This is a genomic window from Achromobacter sp. 413638, assembly GCF_043119405.1.
Lineage (GTDB): Bacteria > Pseudomonadota > Gammaproteobacteria > Burkholderiales > Burkholderiaceae_B > Achromobacter.
Map to the genome: position 1 here is coordinate 23360 of NZ_JBICCO010000058.1, position 18807 is coordinate 42166.

Annotated in this window: 17 protein-coding genes; 12 read left to right on the plus strand and 5 right to left on the minus strand. The window is 66.5% G+C overall.

The annotated features are described in order from the left end of the window. Positions 1–50 precede the first annotated feature (50 nt). Both ftsZ and lpxC read left to right on the plus strand, forming a co-directional pair. Entirely contained in the window at positions 51–1235 is a 1185-nt protein-coding gene (gene ftsZ / locus ACEU5R_RS21240) for a cell division protein FtsZ (protein ID WP_392411517.1), read from the plus strand. Positions 1236–1536: 301 nt separating this feature from the next. Continuing rightward, complete coding sequence (lpxC, locus tag ACEU5R_RS21245) at positions 1537–2460, plus strand: UDP-3-O-acyl-N-acetylglucosamine deacetylase (RefSeq protein ID WP_103272497.1); 924 nt, start codon at positions 1537–1539, stop codon at positions 2458–2460. 352 nt (positions 2461–2812) lie between these two features. Here lpxC and ACEU5R_RS21250 read toward each other — a convergent pair whose 3' ends face one another. Further along, positions 2813–3217: a flagellar hook-length control protein FliK gene (locus ACEU5R_RS21250; protein WP_103272498.1), complete on the minus strand. Its 405-nt coding sequence runs from the start codon at positions 3215–3217 to the stop codon at positions 2813–2815. Between the two features lie 127 nt (positions 3218–3344). Between ACEU5R_RS21250 and ACEU5R_RS21255 the strand changes: the two genes are divergently transcribed. The 6 genes from ACEU5R_RS21255 to ACEU5R_RS21280 all read left to right on the plus strand — a co-directional run bounded on the left by ACEU5R_RS21255 (position 3345) and on the right by ACEU5R_RS21280 (position 11674). Then, the gene (locus tag ACEU5R_RS21255; RefSeq protein ID WP_103272499.1) at positions 3345–4331 is read left to right on the plus strand and encodes a M23 family metallopeptidase; all 987 of its coding nucleotides are present in this window, start codon (positions 3345–3347) and stop codon (positions 4329–4331) included. Positions 4332–4506: 175 nt separating this feature from the next. After that, the gene (secA, locus tag ACEU5R_RS21260) at positions 4507–7242 is read left to right on the plus strand and encodes a preprotein translocase subunit SecA (RefSeq protein ID WP_103272500.1); all 2736 of its coding nucleotides are present in this window, start codon (positions 4507–4509) and stop codon (positions 7240–7242) included. 15 nt (positions 7243–7257) lie between these two features. Beyond that, positions 7258–7980 carry a VOC family protein gene (locus tag ACEU5R_RS21265; protein ID WP_392411518.1) on the plus strand — a complete coding sequence of 241 codons (723 nt, stop codon included), beginning with the start codon at positions 7258–7260 and terminating at the stop codon, positions 7978–7980. Between the two features lie 218 nt (positions 7981–8198). Then, entirely contained in the window at positions 8199–8939 is a 741-nt protein-coding gene (locus tag ACEU5R_RS21270) for a GntR family transcriptional regulator (RefSeq protein ID WP_103276316.1), read from the plus strand. After that, positions 8936–9925 (plus strand): tripartite tricarboxylate transporter substrate binding protein, encoded by a 990-nt coding sequence (locus tag ACEU5R_RS21275; protein WP_103272502.1) that lies wholly within the window; start codon positions 8936–8938, stop codon positions 9923–9925. Before ACEU5R_RS21270 ends, ACEU5R_RS21275 begins: the two co-directional genes overlap by 4 nt. Positions 9926–9979: 54 nt before the next feature. Further along, the gene (locus ACEU5R_RS21280) at positions 9980–11674 is read left to right on the plus strand and encodes a thiamine pyrophosphate-binding protein (protein ID WP_392411519.1); all 1695 of its coding nucleotides are present in this window, start codon (positions 9980–9982) and stop codon (positions 11672–11674) included. A gap of 106 nt (positions 11675–11780) precedes the next feature. Here ACEU5R_RS21280 and ACEU5R_RS21285 read toward each other — a convergent pair whose 3' ends face one another. After that, the gene (locus ACEU5R_RS21285; RefSeq protein WP_392411520.1) at positions 11781–12329 is read right to left on the minus strand and encodes a cysteine dioxygenase; all 549 of its coding nucleotides are present in this window, start codon (positions 12327–12329) and stop codon (positions 11781–11783) included. Between the two features lie 212 nt (positions 12330–12541). On the opposite strand from ACEU5R_RS21285, the gene ACEU5R_RS21290 reads away from it, so the two are divergent. The 4 genes from ACEU5R_RS21290 to ACEU5R_RS21305 all read left to right on the plus strand — a co-directional run bounded on the left by ACEU5R_RS21290 (position 12542) and on the right by ACEU5R_RS21305 (position 16120). Next, positions 12542–13324 (plus strand): SDR family oxidoreductase, encoded by a 783-nt coding sequence (locus ACEU5R_RS21290; protein ID WP_103276317.1) that lies wholly within the window; start codon positions 12542–12544, stop codon positions 13322–13324. 212 nt (positions 13325–13536) lie between these two features. Continuing rightward, positions 13537–14796: a D-amino acid dehydrogenase gene (locus ACEU5R_RS21295; RefSeq protein ID WP_103272505.1), complete on the plus strand. Its 1260-nt coding sequence runs from the start codon at positions 13537–13539 to the stop codon at positions 14794–14796. Between the two features lie 38 nt (positions 14797–14834). Then, positions 14835–15293: an Lrp/AsnC family transcriptional regulator gene (locus ACEU5R_RS21300; protein WP_103272506.1), complete on the plus strand. Its 459-nt coding sequence runs from the start codon at positions 14835–14837 to the stop codon at positions 15291–15293. 194 nt (positions 15294–15487) lie between these two features. Beyond that, on the plus strand, positions 15488–16120 hold the full coding sequence (locus tag ACEU5R_RS21305; RefSeq protein WP_103272507.1) for a gamma-glutamylcyclotransferase: 633 nt from the start codon (positions 15488–15490) through the stop codon (positions 16118–16120). 19 nt (positions 16121–16139) lie between these two features. Here ACEU5R_RS21305 and pagP read toward each other — a convergent pair whose 3' ends face one another. From pagP to ACEU5R_RS21320, 3 genes are all read right to left on the minus strand, one after another. Further along, complete coding sequence (pagP, locus tag ACEU5R_RS21310) at positions 16140–16694, minus strand: lipid IV(A) palmitoyltransferase PagP (protein WP_103272508.1); 555 nt, start codon at positions 16692–16694, stop codon at positions 16140–16142. A gap of 135 nt (positions 16695–16829) precedes the next feature. Beyond that, positions 16830–18302, minus strand: a complete 1473-nt coding sequence (gene mgtE, locus ACEU5R_RS21315) for a magnesium transporter (RefSeq protein ID WP_103272509.1) — start codon at positions 18300–18302, stop codon at positions 16830–16832. A gap of 10 nt (positions 18303–18312) precedes the next feature. Further along, positions 18313–18723 (minus strand): acyl-CoA thioesterase, encoded by a 411-nt coding sequence (locus tag ACEU5R_RS21320; protein WP_103272510.1) that lies wholly within the window; start codon positions 18721–18723, stop codon positions 18313–18315. Between the last annotated feature and the right edge of the window lie 84 nt (positions 18724–18807).

Below are 18807 nucleotides of genomic sequence, written 5' to 3' on the forward strand. Positions count from 1 at the left end.
TGTTGGGGAATTTTTGTGATTTGCAAATACGGACTTGTGAGGGAGTCATCATGATGAACTTTGAGATGCTTGAGAACAACACCAAAGGGACCGTAATCAAGGTCGTTGGTGTGGGCGGTGCGGGCGGCAATGCCGTGTCGCACATGATTCGCAACGGCGTGAACGGCGTGGATTTCATCTGCGCCAACACCGATGCGCAAGCGCTGGCGGCGACCAACGCCCCGGTGCAGATTCGCCTGGGCCGCACCGGCCTGGGCGCCGGCGCCAAGCCGGAGCAGGGCCGCGCTTCGGCCGAAACCGCGCGCGAGGAGATCCGTGCCGCCCTGAACGGCGCGCACATGGTCTTCATCACCGCCGGCATGGGCGGCGGCACCGGCACGGGCGCGGGCCCGGTCGTGGCCGAAGTGGCGAAGGAGCTGGGCATCCTGACCGTTGGGGTGGTCACGAAGCCTTTCTCCTTCGAAGGCAACAAGCGCATGAAGATGGCCGAGGATGGCATCTCCGAGCTGGCCAAGCACGTGCATTCGCTTATCGTGGTGCTCAACGAGAACCTGTATGAGCTGATGGACGAGGACGCCACCCAGGAAGACTGCTTCCGCTCGGCCGACGACATCCTGCACAACGCTTGCGCGGGCATCGCCGAGATCATCAACGTCGAAGGCAACGTGAACGTCGACTTCGAAGACGTCAAGACGATCATGGGCGAGCAGGGCCAGGCCATGATGGGCACGGCTTCGGCATCGGGCGCTGACCGCGCCCGCGTCGCCGCCGAGCAGGCCATCGCCTGCCCGCTGCTGGAAGGCGTGGACCTGAACGGCGCTCGCGGCGTGCTGGTCAACATCACCGCCAGCCGCACGCTGAAGATGCGCGAAACGCGCGAAATCATGGAAACGATCCGGAGCTACGCTTCGGAAGACGCGACCGTGATCTTCGGCACGGCCTATGACGAGTCGATGGGCGAGAACCTGCGCGTGACCGTGGTTGCGACCGGCCTGGGCCGTGCGCAGGCTCGTCCGCAACTGGTGCAGACCACCGCCGAGGCGCTGCGCACCGGCACCGACAACCTGCCCCTGGGCGGGATGCCGGTCGCCGGCCAGGGCGATTACCGCAACCTGGACATGCCGTCTGTCATGCGCAACCCGCGCAGCCAGGCGTCGGCCCAGGTGCGTGCGCTGGAAAGCTCGGGCATGGATCACTTCGACATCCCGGCCTTCCTGCGCAAGCAAGCGGATTGAACCTGGAGCCGCCTGGATGCTCCATAGACTGAACCCGGCGCCTGGCGCCGCGGCATCAGTCTGAAGAGCGGCCTGGCAGCTCATCCGCACTCCCTCATCTCCGGCCCGCCTGTCCCCGCGGGTGGGCCGGAGGCGGAGCGGTCCGCGTTTCCTTTGCGCGGCATCAAAAAGGGACGGTTTTACCGGTCGATTCGGACGCCGCTGTTGGCGTCGAGGATCGGACAGAGTTACAATACGTCGGTTATGCCGGCAATATGCGTGTCATCTTGCTAGCTTCCTGGCTTAAATATCCCTTATTGTCATGTTCCGACAGCGCAGCATTCAGAATCTCGTCCGCACGACAGGCGTCGGCGTCCACTCCGGACGGCGGGTAGAGCTCACCCTGCGCCCGGCACAACCCAACACCGGGATCGTATTTCACCGCGTCGACCTGCCCGAGGTCGTGGACCTGCCCGCGCAAGCCGCCGGCGTGGGCGACACTCGCATGGCGTCGGTGCTGCAACAAGGCAATGTCCGCGTTTCCACGGTGGAGCATCTCATGTCGGCGCTGGCCGGCCTGGGCATCGACAACCTGCATGTCGACCTGACCGCCGAAGAAGTCCCCATCATGGACGGCAGCGCGGCCACGTTCGTCTACCTGCTGCGCTCGGCCGGCATCGTCGAACAGAACGCGCCCAAGCAATTCATCCGCGTGCTCAAGCCCGTCGAAGTCCGCGAGGGTGAAGGCCGCAACGAGAAATGGGCCCGCCTCGAACCGCATGACGGCTTCGCGCTGGCGTTCTCGATCGATTTTCGCCATCCCGCGATCGACTCCACGGCCAATTTCGCCGAGATCGACTTCGCCACCCATTCCTACGTGCGCGAGATCGCTCGCGCACGCACCTTCGGCTTCGTCAACGAAGTCGAGGCGCTGCGCTCGATGGGCCTGGCCCGCGGCGGCAGCCTGGACAATGCCATCGTCATGGACGAGTACCGCGTGCTCAACAGCGACGGGCTGCGTTACGACGACGAATTCGTGAAGCACAAGATCCTGGACGCCATCGGCGACCTGTATCTGCTGGGCAAGCCGCTGGTGGCCCGCTACGTGGCTTGCAAGTCCGGACACGGACTGAACAACCAGCTGGCGCGCGCGTTGCTGGCGCAGCAGGACGCGTGGGAATTGATCACCTACGAATCCCAGGCGGAGGCGCCGCAGGCCTTCCGTCACGAGTGGAAGCTGGCCTGAGGCTGGTTTTCTCGGACCAATCCGATGCGGGCCGTCCCAGGGACGGCCTTGTCATTTAGGCCGTCCGCATTCGAGCCGCCCCTACTCGCATGGCCTGGCCGGCGCTGATCATTCCCTGAGGTCTGGCCAGCCGCTGCATTGCGTGCATCCCAACCGGGAACCTTTCCGTGGCTGGACGCACTTATGAAAGGCGCCGCGCGCCTGGGCGAGTGACGCGCAGACTTGCGCGGCGCTGGCGCGACGGGTCCCTGCATCGTTTGCCCGGCATCAACGCGAGAAGGCTGTCCCCGATTATCAGGACCGCCGGGTTCCATGGTGCGGGGACGGGGCGGGCAAAGCCCGCGGGTTTCGGCTACTCTTTGTGGTGCTTCAGCAGCTTCGCCACGGCATCGGCCAGCGGGCCGGGCCGCAAATTGTGGTGCAAGGTCTCGAACGCGCCCAGGGCGGTATCGCCCAGGGGTTGCGCTTCTTTCGGCGGCTTCGGTTGACGGGCGCCGGGCTTGGGCAGGCCGGCTTGTACCTTCACGGCAATTTCGTTAAGGTTCCAGCCTTGGTCCGCCAGGCTTTGCGCGATGCGCGGAGCCAATTGACGCAGCTTCGCGGCATGGGCGGGACCGGGCACAACCAGCAGCAGGCGCTGGTTTTCCAGCTTGCCTACCTGGCAGACGGAGCCCAGCGGGGCCGGCAACAGCGCCGCCACCGCGTACTGAATTTGCAAGTGCTTGCGGGCAGTCGCCAGGACGCCGGCGCCCCGCATGTCATGACCCAGCCATCCCAGGGCGGTATTTTCCCCTCGCCGGCTGGAATTGGAACGTTGGCGGAATGAAGTGGGTCTATTCATGCCGTCTCTAGAATTAGGAAGCACAACCTTGAAAATCGTGATTATGCACGCCCGCGACGGGCGGGACGGGCATTTCACCCTCGGCGGGGCGCACCTGGCCTTGTTTCTTGGGGGCGCGCTGGTCACGGCGGCCATTTTCGGCGCCGCCATCCAACGATACTTCACTTCCGACATGCCGGCCGTGCGCGCCGTGGGCTGGCCGCTGGCCGAGGACACCGGGCGCGATGCCGATTTCCTGCGCGGCAACATGAATCTGCTGGCGGCGAAGATCGGCACGCTCCAGGCCAAGCTGGTCAGCATCGACGGATTGGGCCAGCGCGTGGCCAAGGTGGCGGGCGTGGCCTATACCGATCCCGAGCTGGCCAAGCAGCTTGCCTCGGCGCAGCCGAGCGTGTCGACCCAGCCCGAAGCCTCGGGCGTCATGGACGAGCTGTTCACCGACCAGACGCCGCCCACGGCCGCCTCGGCCGAGGAACTGGGCCGGCAGCTGGACGACATCCAGGTCAGGCTGGCGCAGCAGTCCGACAACCTGAAGCTGCTGGACGCCGCGTTGACGCAGCGTTCGGCGGACCAGGCGCGCATGCCGACCGCCATGCCCATCACCGACTATCCTTATTTGAGTTCGTCCTACGGTTGGCGCCGCAACCCGGTCACGGGCCGCTCGGCGCTGCACGAAGGGCTGGACTTCTCCGCGCCGCCGGGCACGCCCATTCTTGCCGCGTCGGGTGGCGTGGTGCTGGAGTCCAAGTTCCATCCGGGCTACGGCAACATGGTCGAGATCGACCATGGCGACGGCCTGATCACCCGCTACGCGCACGCCTCGTCGCTGCTGGTCAAGCAGGGGCAGCTGGTCGATCGCGGCCAGCAGATCGCCCGCGTCGGCAGCACCGGACGTTCCACCGGTCCGCACCTGCACTTCGAGGTGCGGCTGGCCGGCCAGCCGCTGGATCCGCGCCTGTTCCTGGGGCCGCAGCAGAACGCTCCGCCGGCCATGGCCCGCGCGGCCGGCACGGACAGCGCCACGCGCTGATCCCGCCGCTGGCTGCAAGCGTGATGGCCTGATCATAGTTCCAGGCTATTACGCCGCAGGTGCGTTAAACTGGTTCGTTTCCCGGCGGACCCCCGCTCAACCAATAACATAAAGTCACGGGTGACGCTGCCCAGGCCTGCATGGCCGCGGCGTGGCCTGTGCGGCCGACACACGCATGGTTTCTCTGCTCAAAAAACTCATAGGTAGCCGCAACGATCGGCTGCTTAAGCAGTATCGCAAGCTGGTAACCCAGATCAATGGACTGGAGTCCAAGATCGCCGCGCTTTCCGACGCGGAACTGGCGGCCAAGACCGACGAATTCCGTTCCCGCCATGCCCAGGGCACGTCGCTGGACGACCTGCTGCCCGAAGCCTTCGCCGTGGTGCGCGAAGCCGGCAAGCGGGTGTTCGGCATGCGTCATTTCGACGTGCAGATGCTGGGCGGCATCGTCCTGCACAGCGGCAAGATCGCCGAAATGCGCACGGGCGAAGGCAAGACGCTGATGGCCACGCTGCCGGTCTACCTGAACGCGATCGCCGGCAAGGGCGTGCACGTGGTCACGGTCAACGACTACCTGGCCCGCCGCGACGCTGACTGGATGGGACGCCTGTACCGCTTCCTGGGCATGTCCACGGGCGTGGTCGTGCCGCAGCAGCCGAACGAGGAAAAGAAGGCCGCCTACGCCGCCGATATCACCTACGGCACCAATAACGAATTCGGCTTCGACTATCTGCGCGACAACATGGAGTACCGCGTCGAGGACCGCCGCCAGCGCGCGCTGGCCTACGCGATCGTCGACGAAGTGGACTCCATCCTGATCGACGAGGCGCGCACGCCGCTGATCATCTCCGGCCAGGCCGAAGACCACACCGAGCTCTACATCCGCATGAACGCGGTGCCGCCGCTGCTCAAGCGCATGGCCACCGAGCCCAAGCCGCAGGAGCCGGAACCCGAAGGCGACTACTGGGTCGATGAAAAGAGCCAGCAGGTCTACCTGTCGGAAGCCGGCCACGTCAATGCCGAGGGCATCCTGGCGCGCCTGGGCATCCTGCCCGAGGGCGAGTCGCTGTACGATCCGCGCCATATCGCGCTGATGCATCACCTGATGGTGGCGCTGCGCGCCAACACGCTGTTCTTCCGCGACCAGCAGTACGTGGTCCAGGACGGCGAAGTGGTCATCGTCGACGAATTCACCGGCCGCCTGATGGTCGGCCGCCGCTGGTCGGACGGCCTGCACCAGGCCGTCGAAGCCAAGGAAGGCGTGAAGATCCAGCACGAGAACCAGACGCTGGCCTCGATCACCTTCCAGAACTACTTCCGCATGTACGAGAAGCTGTCCGGCATGACCGGCACGGCCGACACGGAAGCGTACGAATTCCAGGAAATCTACGGGCTCGAAACGGTCATCATCCCGACCAACAAGCCCATGGTCCGCAAGGACCAGAACGATCAGGTCTTCAAGACCAACGAGGAAAAGTACAACGCCATCCTCAACGACATCCGCGACTGCCACGAGCGCGGCCAGCCCGTGCTGGTGGGTACGACCAGCATCGAGAATTCCGAGCTGCTGGCCGGCCTGCTGCAGAAGGCCAAGCTCAAGCACGAAGTGCTCAACGCCAAGCAGCACGCGCGCGAAGCCGAGATCGTCGCCGAGGCCGGCAAGCCGGGCCACATCACCATCGCCACCAACATGGCGGGCCGCGGCACCGACATCGTGCTGGGCGGCAGCGCGGACAAGCAGATCGACCTGATCCGCGCCGACGAGTCGCTGACGGAAACCGAGAAGACGCTGCGCATCGAGAAGGTGCGTTCCGAGTGGAAGCCGCTGAACGAGCAGGTCAAGGCTGCCGGCGGCCTGCGCATCATCGGCACCGAGCGCCATGAGTCGCGCCGCATCGACAACCAGCTGCGCGGCCGCGCCGGTCGCCAGGGCGACCCGGGTTCTTCGCGTTTCTACCTGTCGCTGGAAGATCCGCTGATGCGCATCTTCGCCGGCGATCGCGTGCGCGCCATCATGGAACGCCTGAAGCTGCCCGAGGGCGAGCCCATCGAGGCCGGCATGGTGACGCGTTCCATCGAGACCGCGCAGCGCAAGGTCGAAGGCCGCAACTTCGACATCCGCAAGCAGCTGCTCGAGTACGACGACGTCGCCAACGACCAGCGCAAGGTGCTGTACTCGCAGCGCAACGAAGTGCTCGAAGCCGCCAGCGTGGGCGCGATGGTCGAGAACCTGCGCGACGCCGCCGTCACGGAGATGTTCAACACCTTCGTGCCGCCGGAATCGGTGGAAGAGCAGTGGGACGTGCCGGCCCTGCAGAAGGCGCTGGAAGCCGACTGGCAGATCCAGCTGCCGCTGACCGAGATGCTCGAGAAAGAGCCGAACATCACCGACGAGGACCTGCGCGAACGCGTGGTCGCCGCCGCGCGCCAGAACTACACGGCTAAGGTCGAGCAGGTGGGCACGGAATCGTGGTCGCAGTTCGAGCGCTCGATCATGCTGCAGGCCATCGACACGCACTGGCGCGAGCACCTGTCCTCGCTGGATTACCTGCGCCAGGGCATCCATCTGCGCGGCTACGCACAGAAGAACCCCAAGCAGGAATACAAGCGCGAAGCCTTCGAGCTGTTCTCCGGCATGCTGGACCGCATCCGCGACGATGTGGTGCGGGTGCTGATGACGGTGCGGGTGCAGTCGCAGGAGCAGGTTGAGCAGGCCGAGGCCGAAGCGGCGCAGCCGCACGTGCAGAACGTGCAGTACCACCACTCCGACTACGACGAGGCGCTGGCCAGTTCCGCCGACGACAGCGGCGCCCAGCCGGTGCGCAACGTGCTGCCGAAGGTCGGCCGCAACGATCCCTGCCCCTGCGGCAGCGGCAAGAAGTACAAGCAGTGCCACGGCAAGCTGGTCTGAGCGGAGCCTGAGACCATGCTGCATGCAGTCGGCCGCACCGAATTCGACCACGCCGTGGTCATGGTGCGCGACCGGCTGGATGCGCTGGCGCCGCATTTCGAGCGCCAGGGCTTTCACCTGAGCGACAAGGCGGTGCACAACCTGGGGTCGTGCAACCGCCTGATCGTGCTCGAGGGCACGTACATCGAGTTGCTGGGCTGGCCGCCCGGCGCGCCGCCGGCGCGCAAGGAAATCGCCGGTTCGCCGTTTGGGCTGGAAGCCCTGGTCTTCCGCACACACGACGCCGAAGCCACCTACGAGCGGCTGCGCGCCGCCGGCTTTGCCGTCAATCCGGTGCAGGAACTCAGCCGTCCCGCTCTGTTGGACGGACGTGAAGTCACCGCGCGCTTCCATACCGTGCGCTTCGCCGAGCAGCCCTTGCCCGGCATCCGCATGTATTTCTGTCGTCACCTGACGCCCGAATGCGTCTGGTCGCCGGCGTTGATGTCCCACCCCAATGGCGCGCGCAGCCTGCTGCGCATCGATGCCCGCGCGGCCGACGCCCATGCCGCCGCGCAACGCCTGGCGCTGGTCGCCGGCGTGACCGCGCAAGCTGGCAAGGACGGCGGCTGGGACGTGCCGCTGGCCAATCTGCGGATCCATGTCAGCGAGGACCCGCAAGCCGCGCAGCCGACTCTGTCGGCCTTGACCCTGGAGAACCGGGACGGCGCGCATTACGCGTTGGATACCGGGCTCTGATCCCCGGGCGCCGTTGGCGTCCAACTGCATTTCCTTCCCGCATGTTTTCTCTCTGATCGGCCAGCCTTCGGCCGTCGGATCGTTCTGGCCACCGCACGCCGGGTGATCCGGCCGCATTCCTGTGCGCTACCGTCCGGGCAAACCCGGGTTGTCGGTCAAAGTGTATGCACTTTAGTATGCACTTTGATCCCAAGGCGCGCGGCGCCGGAGACCCGACCATGACGCAGACCCGCCTCGCGTCCCGCACCTCCGAAGGCCAGGCAGAGCTTTACAACACCGTCAAGGCGATGGCGGTGCGTTTCGACTTCAAGCCCGGCGAGCGCATCAACGAGGTTGAACTGGCCCGGCGCCTGAACGTCAGCCGCACGCCCTTGCGCGAGGTGCTCAACCAGTTGATGGTGGAAGGCTTCCTGACCCGGGCGGTCAACCGGGGCTTCATCGCCCGGCTGCTGGACGCCAAGCAGATCCATTCGCTGTATGAGTACCGCGCCGTGCTGGAGTCCGGCATCGTGCGCGCGGCCTGCGAACGCGCCAGCGATGCGGAGCTGGCCGAACTGCGGGCCTTCGTCGAGCGTTCGCGCGACGTGCCGGAAGACAGCGAGGCCACGCGCCTGCTGGAGCTGGACGAGGCCTTCCACCTGATGCTGGCGCGTTACTCGCGCAACGAGGAATTCGTGCGCGCGCTGGAAAGCGTGAATGCCCGCATCCATTTCGTACGCTGGATCGACATGCAGCAAGGGCGCCGCGCGCACACGCAGGCCGAGCACATGCGCATCGTGCAGGCGCTGGAACGCCGCGACATCGAGGCCTTGCCCGCGATGATGGGGGCGCACATCGGCCGCCGCCTGGACCAGATCACCGACGTGATACGCACGGGTTTTTCCAACATCTACATGCGGGACCAGGCCGACCCCGCGCAGGCAGCGCAGGCCGACACCACAACAGGGGAACACCGATGATCCATACGTTGTACAGACGCGCGCTGGCCATGGCCTGCGCGGTGGCGGCGATAGGCGGCCTGGGGATGGCGGCCGACGCGGCGGCCGAAGAGCGGCCGTTGATCCTGGTGGTGCCGTATCCGCCGGGCGGCAGCACCGATATCCTGGCGCGCATCCTGCAGCCGCGCCTGTCGCAGGAACTGGGCGGGCGTGCGGTCGTGGTCGAAAATCGACCGGGCGCCGCCAGTCAGATCGCCACGGCCTTCGTGGCCCGGGCCGAACCCGATGGCAACACGCTGCTGGTGAGCTTCGACAATCACGGCATCAATCCCGCCGTGAAACCCAAGCTGCCCTATGACACCTTCAAGGACTTCGTCGCCATCACACAGACCGTGCGCTTCCCGCTGGTGCTGGGCGCCAATCCGTCCGTGCCCGGCGACAACCTGAAGGACTTCCTGGCCGCCGCAGCCAGGCAGCCGGCCAATCGCTACAACTACGCGTCGACCGGCGTGGGGTCGCTCAATCACCTGGCCCCCGAAGAGCTCAAGCGCCTGTCCAAGGTGGAACTGTTGCACGTGCCTTATGGCGGCGGCGGACCAGCGATCCAGGCCGTGGTGGGCGGTCAGGCCAACATGACCTGGCTCAGCTTCGCCGCGCTGCGTGGCCAGATTCAGGCGGGCAAGATCAAGCCGCTGGCGGTCGCCGGCGAAAAAAGGCTGGCCGACCTGCCCAGCGTCCCTACCGTGGCGGAGTCCGGTTTTCCCGGATTTGTCGCCTACTCATGGAGCGGCATGTTCGCGCCCAAGGGCACGCCCGATGCCACGATCAAGAAGCTGACCCGCGATTTCAAGGCCGTGCTGGCCGACCCGGACGTCCGCAGGAAATTGGGCGAGGCGGGCTTCGAGATCGTGGCCTCCGACGGCCCTGCGCTGGATGCCTATGTGAAGGCCGAGTACGAACGTTGGAACGCCTTCATCAAGACCAGCAACATCAACCTCGAAAACTGACGCGCCGGCGGCCCGGCGGGCCGCCCCCCAGCGTCAAGCAAGCACGGAGACGACATGAATACCCTGACCGGCGCGGAAGCGATGGTGCGCATGCTGCAGCACAACGGCGTCCAGCATATTTTTGGCCTGTGCGGCGATACCAGCCTGCCGTTCTATGACGCCTTGTACCGGCTCGACCACGGCATGCGCCACATCCTCACGCGCGACGAACGCAGCGCCGGCTACATGGCCGACGCCTACGCCCGGGTGACCGGCAAGGTGGGCGTATGCGAAGGCCCCAGCGGCGGCGGCGCGACCTATCTGCTGCCCGGCCTGGTGGAGGCCAACGAGTCGTCGGTGCCCGTGCTGGGCATCACGTCGGACGTGGCGGTCGGCTCGCGCGGCAAGTATCCGCTGACCGAGCTGGACCAGGAGGCGCTGTACCGTCCGTTGACCAAATGGAACCGCACGATCGACCGCGCCGACCAGATCCCGGGCATGGTGCGCGCGGCCTTCCGCCACATGACCACCGGCAAGCCGGGCGCGGCCCACCTTTGCTTTCCCTATGACGTGATGAAGCAGCAGGTGGATGCGGCCGACATCTGGGCGCAGCCCGAGCACGGCAGCTATCCGGCCATGCGTTGCGCGCCGGACCCCGCCGACGTGGCGCGGGCCGCGCAGCGGCTGGCCGGCGCGCGTTCGCCCGTCATCATCTGCGGCGGCGGCGTGGTCATAGCCGGCGCCAGCGCCGCCTTGCAGGATCTGGCGGAGATGCTGAAGGCGGCCGTCTGCCTGACGGTCAGCGGGCAGGGCAGCCTGGCCGACACGCATCCGCTCAACGCCGGCGTGGTCGGTTCCAACGGCGGCGTCATGGCCACGCGCGATGTGGTGGCCGCCGCCGACGCCGTGCTGTTCGTGGGTTGCCGCGCGGGCTCCACGTCCACCGAGCACTGGCGCTTTCCGAGTCGTGACGTGCCGATCCTGCACATCGACGTGGATCCCTCGGTGATCGGCGCCAACTACCGCACCGAAGTCGGCATGGTGGGTGATGCCCGGCTGGCGCTGGAGGCCCTGGCCGTCGAGGTGCGTGAACGCCTGGCGCATCGACCCGCCGACGCGGTCGACGGCTCGGTGCTGGCCGGCCGGGCGAAGCAGGCGCGGCGCGAACAGCTGGAGACGCTGGCCGCCAGCCTGGATACGCCGATCCGTCCCGAGCGCGTGGTGCAGTCGCTGAACCGCCTGCTGCCGGACGACGCGGTGGTCTGCGCCGATCCTGGCACGCCGTGCCCGTATTTCTCGGCGTACTACGACGTGTCGCGTCCCGGCCGTCACTTCATCACCAACCGCGCGCACGGGGCGCTGGGCTTTTCCATGTCGGCCGCCATGGGCGCGTGGGTGGGGCGGCCGCAGTCCAAGTGCGTCGCGGTCATGGGCGACGGCAGCTTTGGCTTCACGGTCGGTGAACTGGAAACCATCGTGCGACACAAGGCGCCGCTGCTGATGGTGGTGTTCTCGAATTCGGTCTATGGCTGGATCAAGGCCAGCCAGAAGGCCGGCTACGACAAGCGCTACTACAGCGTGGATTTCGATCGCACCGACCACGCCCGCATTGCCGAAGCCTATGGCGTGAAGGCATGGCGGGTGGAAGATCCGGCCAAGCTGGACGCGGCGATCAAGGCCGCGCTGGCGCATGATGGCCCGGCCTTGATCGACGTGCTGGCACAGCCGCTGCAGGATGCGGCGGCGCCGGTCAGTCAGTGGATGGGGTGATGCGCGGACATCGGGCTGGGCGGAAACGTCCTGCCCGGGCGTGGCGCCTTGCGGGCATGGGCCAGGCGGCAAGACCGCCTGCGTGCCAGGAAGGCGTTCGGCGGAATCAGCGCCTGGGCGACGCGTCCAGCACCTTGTCGATCAGATGATTCACGCCGCTGCAGATATCGGCCTGATCGACGCCGTAGATGTGCAGCGAGATGGCGACTTCGGGACTGGCGTTGCCCAGCCTGTGGATCTGGTGCAGGCCCTGCGTGGCCGTGACGATGTCGCCCGGCCGGCGCGTGGCTCCGCCGCAAGCAATGGCGGCGGATGCATCCGCGTCCCAGCGGTAGTGGGTTTCGGACAGCTCGCCCTGCAAAACCTGGTAGGTGCACCAGGTCTTGTGGCCATGCACGGGGCTGAACTGCCCCTGGCGCCAGACCAGGTAGGCGATGGTGAAGGCGCCGTGCGGATCCGCGTAGGCGATGTGCCGCATGTAGGATTCGGCACGGCCGGCGCGCAGCGCGTCGGGCAGGCCCTGCAGGATGCCATTGGCGCTGGCGACGCTGGAGGCCAGGTCGCGCAGCAGCGCGCGGGCCGCGTTCATCTGCGCGGTTTGAACCGACTCGCACAGCGTGCGCAGATCGGGGCAGGCAGTTTGGACGTCGGACATGGGATCGGTCGCGGTGTGGACAGACCTTCATCTTAGGGATTCGGGCTGGAATGCCTTTGCCAAATCGGCGGATGAGGCGGCGAAGATTAGAAAAAAATTCCACGCCGTCCGCGGGGGCGCGCTCCTATACTGATTGGCTTCGGCCGCAGACAGCCGGCCATGCAGCAAGCCCGCCAGACAGGCGATGCGGCATGGACCGGCAAGGGGAAAGCATGGATCTGGGAATCAAGGGCAGGACGGCGCTGGTGTTCGGCGGCAGCCGTGGCATGGGGCGCGCCTGCGCGCAGCAACTGGCGCGCGAGGGCGTGTCCGTGACGATCGCGGCGCGCAATCCCGAGCGGCTGGAACAGGCCGCCGCCGAGATCGCGCGCGAAACCGGCATTGGCGTGGGCTGGGTCTCGGCCGACCTGACGCAGCCGGCCGGACGCGACGCGGCCATCGCCGCCTGCCCGCATCCGGACATCCTGATCAACAACGCCGATGGGCCGCTGCCCGGAGACTTCCGCGACTGGTCGCACGAGGACTGGGTCGCCGCCCTGGACGCCATGATGCTCGGTCCCATCGACATGATCCGGCGCGTGGTCGACGGCATGGTCGAGCGCCGCTTCGGGCGCATCGTCAACATCGTGTCGCGCAGCGTCAAGGCGCCGCACGCCGAGCTGGGTCTGTCCAATGGCGCGCGCTCCGGCTTGATCGGTTTCGTCGGCGGCGTCGCGCGCCAGACCGTGCGGCACAACGTCACCATCAACAACCTGCTGCCGGGCGTTTTCGCCACCGACGCGCAGGCCCGCCACATCCGGGGCATGATGGACCAGTTCCCGGGCAAGAGCTTCGAGCAGGTCTGGGACGAGCGCGGGCGTTCCAATCCGGCGGGCCGCTATGGCGAGCCCGAAGAGCTGGGCGCTTTGTGCGCCTATGTTTGTTCCGCCCAGGCCGGCTATCTGACCGCGCAGAACATCCTGCTCGACGGCGGTGGCTATCCCGGAGTGTATTAGGTCTAGGTCCCCCCCGAAGCGCTGCGCGCTTCCCCCCAGGGGGCGCCGGTGGCGGACCGGCGGAGCCGGATCCGCGCGGCCCCGATTGGGGGCGGCCGTGCCGGGGGGGCGCAGTGCCCGGTGGCGCCAGCATTGCCGTTTTCTTGGCAGGATCGGGGCGGACACCGTGCCGAGGATGATGGTGCGACATTGAGGACAAGGAAAGGACATTCATGAAAGTGCTGGTGTTGGGCGCTGGCGTCGCGGGTGTGGCGGCGGCCTACTATCTGTGGCGGGACGGGCATGAGGTCGTCGTGGCGGACCGCCAGCCGGCCGCCGCGCGCGAGACCAGCTTCGGCAACGCGGGCGGGCTGTGCCCCAGCTTCGCCGGGCCCTGGGCCGCACCGGGCATGATCGGCAAGGTGCTGAAGATGTCCCTGCAGCGCAATTCCGCCATCCGTTTCTCGCTGTCGCCCGAGCCGCGCAAGCTGGCCTGGCTGGCGCGCTGGATGGGGCAGTGCAATGCCGAGCGATTTCGCGTCAACAAGCTGCGCATGCAGCGGGTGGCGCATTACAGCTTTGCCTGCCTGAAAGAGATCGCCGGCGCGGGACTGCCCATCGATTTCGATTTCCATCAGGATGGCACGCTGCAACTGTTCCGCGACGAGGCCGGCCTGAAGGCGGTTCCCGGCATCACCCGCGCGCTGGATGAATTCGAAGTGCCGTGGCGTTTCCTCGAGGGGGCCGACGCGGCCAGCGTCGAGCCGGCGCTGGCGCACACGCGCGCGTCCATCGCGGGCGCGCTGTTCCTGCCGGCGGACGGCTCCGGCGACAGCTACAAGTTCGCCACCGGGATGAGCGCCTACCTGCAAGGTCAGGGCGTGGACTTCCGCTATGGGGTCCAGATCCGGCGCCTGGCCGGGCAGGGCGGGCGCATTGCCGGCGTCGAGACGGATCAGGGCACGCTGACGGCCGATGCCTATGTGGTGGCGCTGGGCGGTCAAAGCCCCTTCCTGCTGCGACCGCTGGGGATGACGCTGCCCATCTATCCGCTCAAGGGCTATTCCATTACCGCCGACGTGACCGATGCGGGTCGCGCGCCGCAGGCCGCCATCATGGATGAGCACAACAAGGTGATGATCTCGCGGCTGGGCTCGCGGATCCGGGCCGCGGGCATGGCCGAATTGAAGGGTTATGGCTTGGAGGTGGACGCGGGGCGGGTGGCGTTCCTGACGTCCGTGGTGCGCGAGTGGTTTCCACAGGGCATCGCGCTGGACCGGGCCCAGCCCTGGGCCGGGTTGCGGCCGATGACACCGGACGGCCCGGCCATCCTGGGCCGGACGCGCTACGACAACCTGTTCCTGGACTGCGGCCACGGCTCCAATGGCTGGACGCAGGCATGCGGAACGGGCAAGATTGTGGCCGACATCGTGGCCGGCCGGCCGCCGGAGGTGGACATGGAAGGCCTGACGGCGGAGCGCTACGCGTCATGACCCGGTCCGCCGGTGCGTTGGAAAGTCGAGGAAAGGGCATGGACCAGACAGACATCAAGATTCTCGCGCTGCTGCAAAAGGACGCGACCTGTTCCGTGGCCGAGATCGCCGAGCAGGTGAACCTGTCCGTCACGCCGTGCTGGCGGCGCATCCAGAAGCTCAAGGACGATGGCGTCATCGCGCGCAACACGATCCTGCTGGACCCGAAGGCGCTGGGCCTGAACCTGACCGTGTTCGTGTCCATCAAGACCAGCCAGCACAACGCCAAGTGGACGCAGAGCCTGATCAACGCGGTGATGGCGCTGCCCAATGTGGTCGAGTTCCACCGCATGGCGGGCGATATCGATTACCTGCTCAAGGTCGTGGTCGAGGACATGGCTGCCTACGACCGCTTCTATCGCCGCCTCATCGACGCGGTGGACCTGCTGGACGTGAGCGCCAGCTTCTCGATGGAAGTCATCAAGAGCACGACCGAGCTGCCGCTGGACGCGGTCTGACGGCCGGTTTCGCGCCCGGAAAGGGGCTGAAATCCGTTCGCGCAATTTTTTTTCTCTCAGGACCCCGTCCGCGAAACACAAATTTCTTTCGGTGCGTTGCTTAAGCCTTATCTCGCAATGCTTTTGCGCACGGCCCGGCGTAGGATATCGCCCATTCCCCGGATGGGAATGAATCGGGATATCAAAGGGTCCTCATGGCTTTGGCAGTACCCGCCGCCGGCGATTGCGCCGGTCTGGCTCAGTCGCAGCAATCCCCGGCCCGGCGCGCGGCGTCGGTGGACGATCTCCTGACCGATTGGAACGGCAGCGAGGATCTCTGGGTCTTTGCCTACGGTTCCCTGATCTGGCATCCCGGCTTTGCCTGGCGCGAGCGGCGGCTGGCGACGGTGCGCGGCTATCACCGGTCCCTTTGCCTGTGGTCGCACGATCATCGCGGCTCGCCGGACAATCCCGGCCTGGTGTTCGGTCTGGATCGAGGCGGCTGTTGCCGTGGGGTGGCCTTCCAGATCGCCGCCAGCGACGTGCGGACGGTCTTCGAGATGCTCTGGCGCCGCGAGATGGTGACGGGCGCCTATTGCCCGCGCTGGCTGACCTGCCATACCAAGGAAGCGCCCGTGCGCGGGCTGGTGTTCCTGCTCAACCGCGCCTGCCAGGAATACGCGGCCGACGTCAGCGACGACCGCCTGCTGGCGTCGGTGCGCAACGCGGTGGGCCATTCCGGCCCGTGCCTGGACTATGTGATCGAAACCGAGCGCGCATTGCGCGCGCACGGCATCGACGATATGCGCCTGGGCGAGCTGGTGAGACGCCTGGGCCAGCCCTGCTGAAACCCCCTGTCTCTGGCCGTCAGAAGGACCAGCGGCCGAACATGAACAGCACGTTGCCGTTGCCCTTGCCGCCGGGAATGTAGGTGGCGTAGAGCATGGCGTCCTTGTAGCCGGCCGAGACCAGCGGCAACACGCCGGGGAAGGGGATGTAATGCATGATGTCCTGGCGCGAGGTCAGGAACACGGTGTAGCCGGCGCCCAGGCGGAAATTCTCGCTGACCCGGCCGATCTTCAGGAAGCCGTAGCCGGCGATCGGCTGGACCTTGCTGTGTGAGTCCAGGAAGGCCATGCCATACAGGCCCTGCCAGTCTCCGTCCTCGTCGTAGATGCTGCGGCCGTAGCCACCGCCCCAGGCGCGCTCGTTGAAGCTGCGGATCTTCTCCGCGCTGTACATGGAGCGGTTGTGCCAGGAATAGCCGCTGATATAGAGGTCGTTGTTGCCTTCGGACCAGATCTGGTCTAGCCGGGCACAGGCCGATTGCGCCCAGGAGGGCAGGTTGTCACAAGCCTGGGCGCTGACGGTGAAAACCGAGAGCGCCAAGCCAAGCAAGGCAATCCGGAGTCTGGCGATCATTGCAGGGATAGGCGAAGAAAATGACAAGCCTATTACTGTACTTGATGATCTAGGGTTTTCCCTGTCGGTTTTCTGTCAAGATTGGTCAATAAGTGTGCAGTGCAGCTGTTTTCAGCCAAGTCTGTTGGGCTGGCGCTACAGCAGGAAAAGCGTGGCCAGCCCCAGGAAAATAAAGAAGCCCAGCGAGTCGGTGGCGAAGGTCAGCAGCACTGACGAGCCCATGGCGGGATCCTTGCCGAAACGCGCGCGCACCATGGGCACCAGCACGCCGACCGAGGCGCCGACCAGCATGTTGCAGATCATTGCGGCCATCATCACGAAGGCGATGGCGAAGGAATGCGAAATCGCCCAGGCGAACAGCGCCGCCACCAGACTGCCGCACAGTCCTACCATCAGCGTGACGAACAGCTCGCGCTTGACCAGCTGCCAGAGGTTGCGTCCGGTGATCCGGCCCATCGCCAGCGCCCGGATGATCAGGGTCATGGTCTGGTTGCCCGAGTTGCCGCCGATGCCGGCGACGATGGACATCAGGAAGGCCAGGATCACGATCTGGCTGACCGTGCCCTCGAACTGCGACGCCACGAACGAAGCCGTGGCGGCGGTACAGAGATTGAACAGCAGCCAGGGCGCGCGGTTGCGCAACGCGGTGGACACGGGGGCGAAGATGTCCTCTTCCTGCAGACCGGCGCGCGACAGCGCCTGCTCCTGCGAGTCTTCGCGCATCACATCCACCACGTCGGCGATGGTGACGCGGCCGATCAGACGGCCCTGGTCGTCCATCACGGGAGCCGAAACCAGGTCATAGCGTTCGAAGGCGCCGGCCGCGTCGGCGTCCGAATCCAGCGGATTGAGCGTCAGGAAGTCGGAATTCATGACCGCCCGCACCTCGGTTTCCGGTTCGCTGACCAGCAGGCGCGACAGCGGCAGGATGCCCTGCAGCTTGTCCTGGCGATCGACCACGAAGATCTGGTCGGTATGGTCGGGCAGTTCGTGCAGGCGGCGCAGGTAGCGCAGCACGACCTCCAGCGTCACGTCCTCGCGCACCCGGACCATCTCGAAGTCCATGATGGCGCCCACGCTGTCCTCCGGATAGCCCATGGCTTCCAGCAGCTGCGCCCGTTCTTCCTCGGTCAGGCCCTTCTGGACTTCCGCCACCACGTCGGGCGGCAGGTCCGGCGCCAGGTCGGCCAGCTCGTCGGCGTCCATGTTGCCGGTCGCCGCCACCAGGTCCTGGCGGTCCATCGCCTCGATCAGCGATTCGCGGACCCAGTCCTCGACCTCGAGCAGCACGTCGGCGTCGTGTTCGGGGCTGACCAGCTTCCAGATCGTCTGCCGTTCGTCCTTGGGCAGCGATTCGAGGATGAAGGCGATGTCGGCCGGATGCAGGCCGTCCAGCAGCGTCTTGAGCTCGGCTTCGTGCTGCCGGTGAACCAGGTCCTCGACCAGGTTGGCCTTGGCGTCGCCTTCTTCCTGGCGATGCACCAGGTCGGCGACCAGTTGCTGGCGACGCAGGCGTTCCTGCACTTCGGCCAGGGCGTGCTGGGCGTCTTCCGGGTCGAGGCGGCGGGGCGTCGCGGGCAGCTTGTGCGCGGCGGCGGATGGCGTCATGCGTTACGGCTCAAAGTTTGGGTAGGGGGCGGCTGCGGCGGGCTTCGTCGGTGGCGACGTAGGTCAGGACGGCCTCGGTGACCTTGACGACTTCGGCGTCCAGCCGCTGGCGCTCGGCATAGACTTCGACGGACACCGTGATCGAGGTGTTGCCGGTCTTGACGATGGCGGCGTAGAAGCTGAGCAGGTCGCCCACGAACACGGGCTCCTTGAACTGGAAGGCGTTGACCGCCACCGTGGCCACGCGGCCCGCGGCGCGGCGCGCCGCCGGGATCGAACCGGCGATGTCCACTTGCGACATGATCCAGCCGCCGAACACGTCCCCGTGGATATTGGCGTCCGCCGGCATCGGCATGACGCGCAGCACGGCGTCGCGATTGGCGGGCAGGGTGGTGAAGGGGGTGGGGGTGCTGGAGGACATGCGGCTGGCTCCAATGCCTGGAAACCAGCCGATTATGCAGGAAAAACAAGACCGCGGGGGGGGGGGCGGGGGGGGGGGGGGGGG

Coding starts and splice junctions, on each gene's coding strand:
- ftsZ (WP_392411517.1), top strand. CDS start 51: ATGATGAACTTTGAGATGCTTGAGAACAACACCAAAGGGACCGTAATC.
- lpxC (WP_103272497.1), top strand. CDS start 1,537: ATGTTCCGACAGCGCAGCATTCAGAATCTCGTCCGCACGACAGGCGTC.
- ACEU5R_RS21250 (WP_103272498.1), bottom strand. CDS start 3,217: ATGCGGGGCGCCGGCGTCCTGGCGACTGCCCGCAAGCACTTGCAAATT.
- ACEU5R_RS21255 (WP_103272499.1), top strand. CDS start 3,345: ATGCACGCCCGCGACGGGCGGGACGGGCATTTCACCCTCGGCGGGGCG.
- secA (WP_103272500.1), top strand. CDS start 4,507: ATGGTTTCTCTGCTCAAAAAACTCATAGGTAGCCGCAACGATCGGCTG.
- ACEU5R_RS21265 (WP_392411518.1), top strand. CDS start 7,258: ATGCTGCATGCAGTCGGCCGCACCGAATTCGACCACGCCGTGGTCATG.
- ACEU5R_RS21270 (WP_103276316.1), top strand. CDS start 8,199: ATGACGCAGACCCGCCTCGCGTCCCGCACCTCCGAAGGCCAGGCAGAG.
- ACEU5R_RS21275 (WP_103272502.1), top strand. CDS start 8,936: ATGATCCATACGTTGTACAGACGCGCGCTGGCCATGGCCTGCGCGGTG.
- ACEU5R_RS21280 (WP_392411519.1), top strand. CDS start 9,980: ATGAATACCCTGACCGGCGCGGAAGCGATGGTGCGCATGCTGCAGCAC.
- ACEU5R_RS21285 (WP_392411520.1), bottom strand. CDS start 12,329: ATGTCCGACGTCCAAACTGCCTGCCCCGATCTGCGCACGCTGTGCGAG.
- ACEU5R_RS21290 (WP_103276317.1), top strand. CDS start 12,542: ATGGATCTGGGAATCAAGGGCAGGACGGCGCTGGTGTTCGGCGGCAGC.
- ACEU5R_RS21295 (WP_103272505.1), top strand. CDS start 13,537: ATGAAAGTGCTGGTGTTGGGCGCTGGCGTCGCGGGTGTGGCGGCGGCC.
- ACEU5R_RS21300 (WP_103272506.1), top strand. CDS start 14,835: ATGGACCAGACAGACATCAAGATTCTCGCGCTGCTGCAAAAGGACGCG.
- ACEU5R_RS21305 (WP_103272507.1), top strand. CDS start 15,488: ATGGCTTTGGCAGTACCCGCCGCCGGCGATTGCGCCGGTCTGGCTCAG.
- pagP (WP_103272508.1), bottom strand. CDS start 16,694: ATGATCGCCAGACTCCGGATTGCCTTGCTTGGCTTGGCGCTCTCGGTT.
- mgtE (WP_103272509.1), bottom strand. CDS start 18,302: ATGACGCCATCCGCCGCCGCGCACAAGCTGCCCGCGACGCCCCGCCGC.
- ACEU5R_RS21320 (WP_103272510.1), bottom strand. CDS start 18,723: ATGTCCTCCAGCACCCCCACCCCCTTCACCACCCTGCCCGCCAATCGC.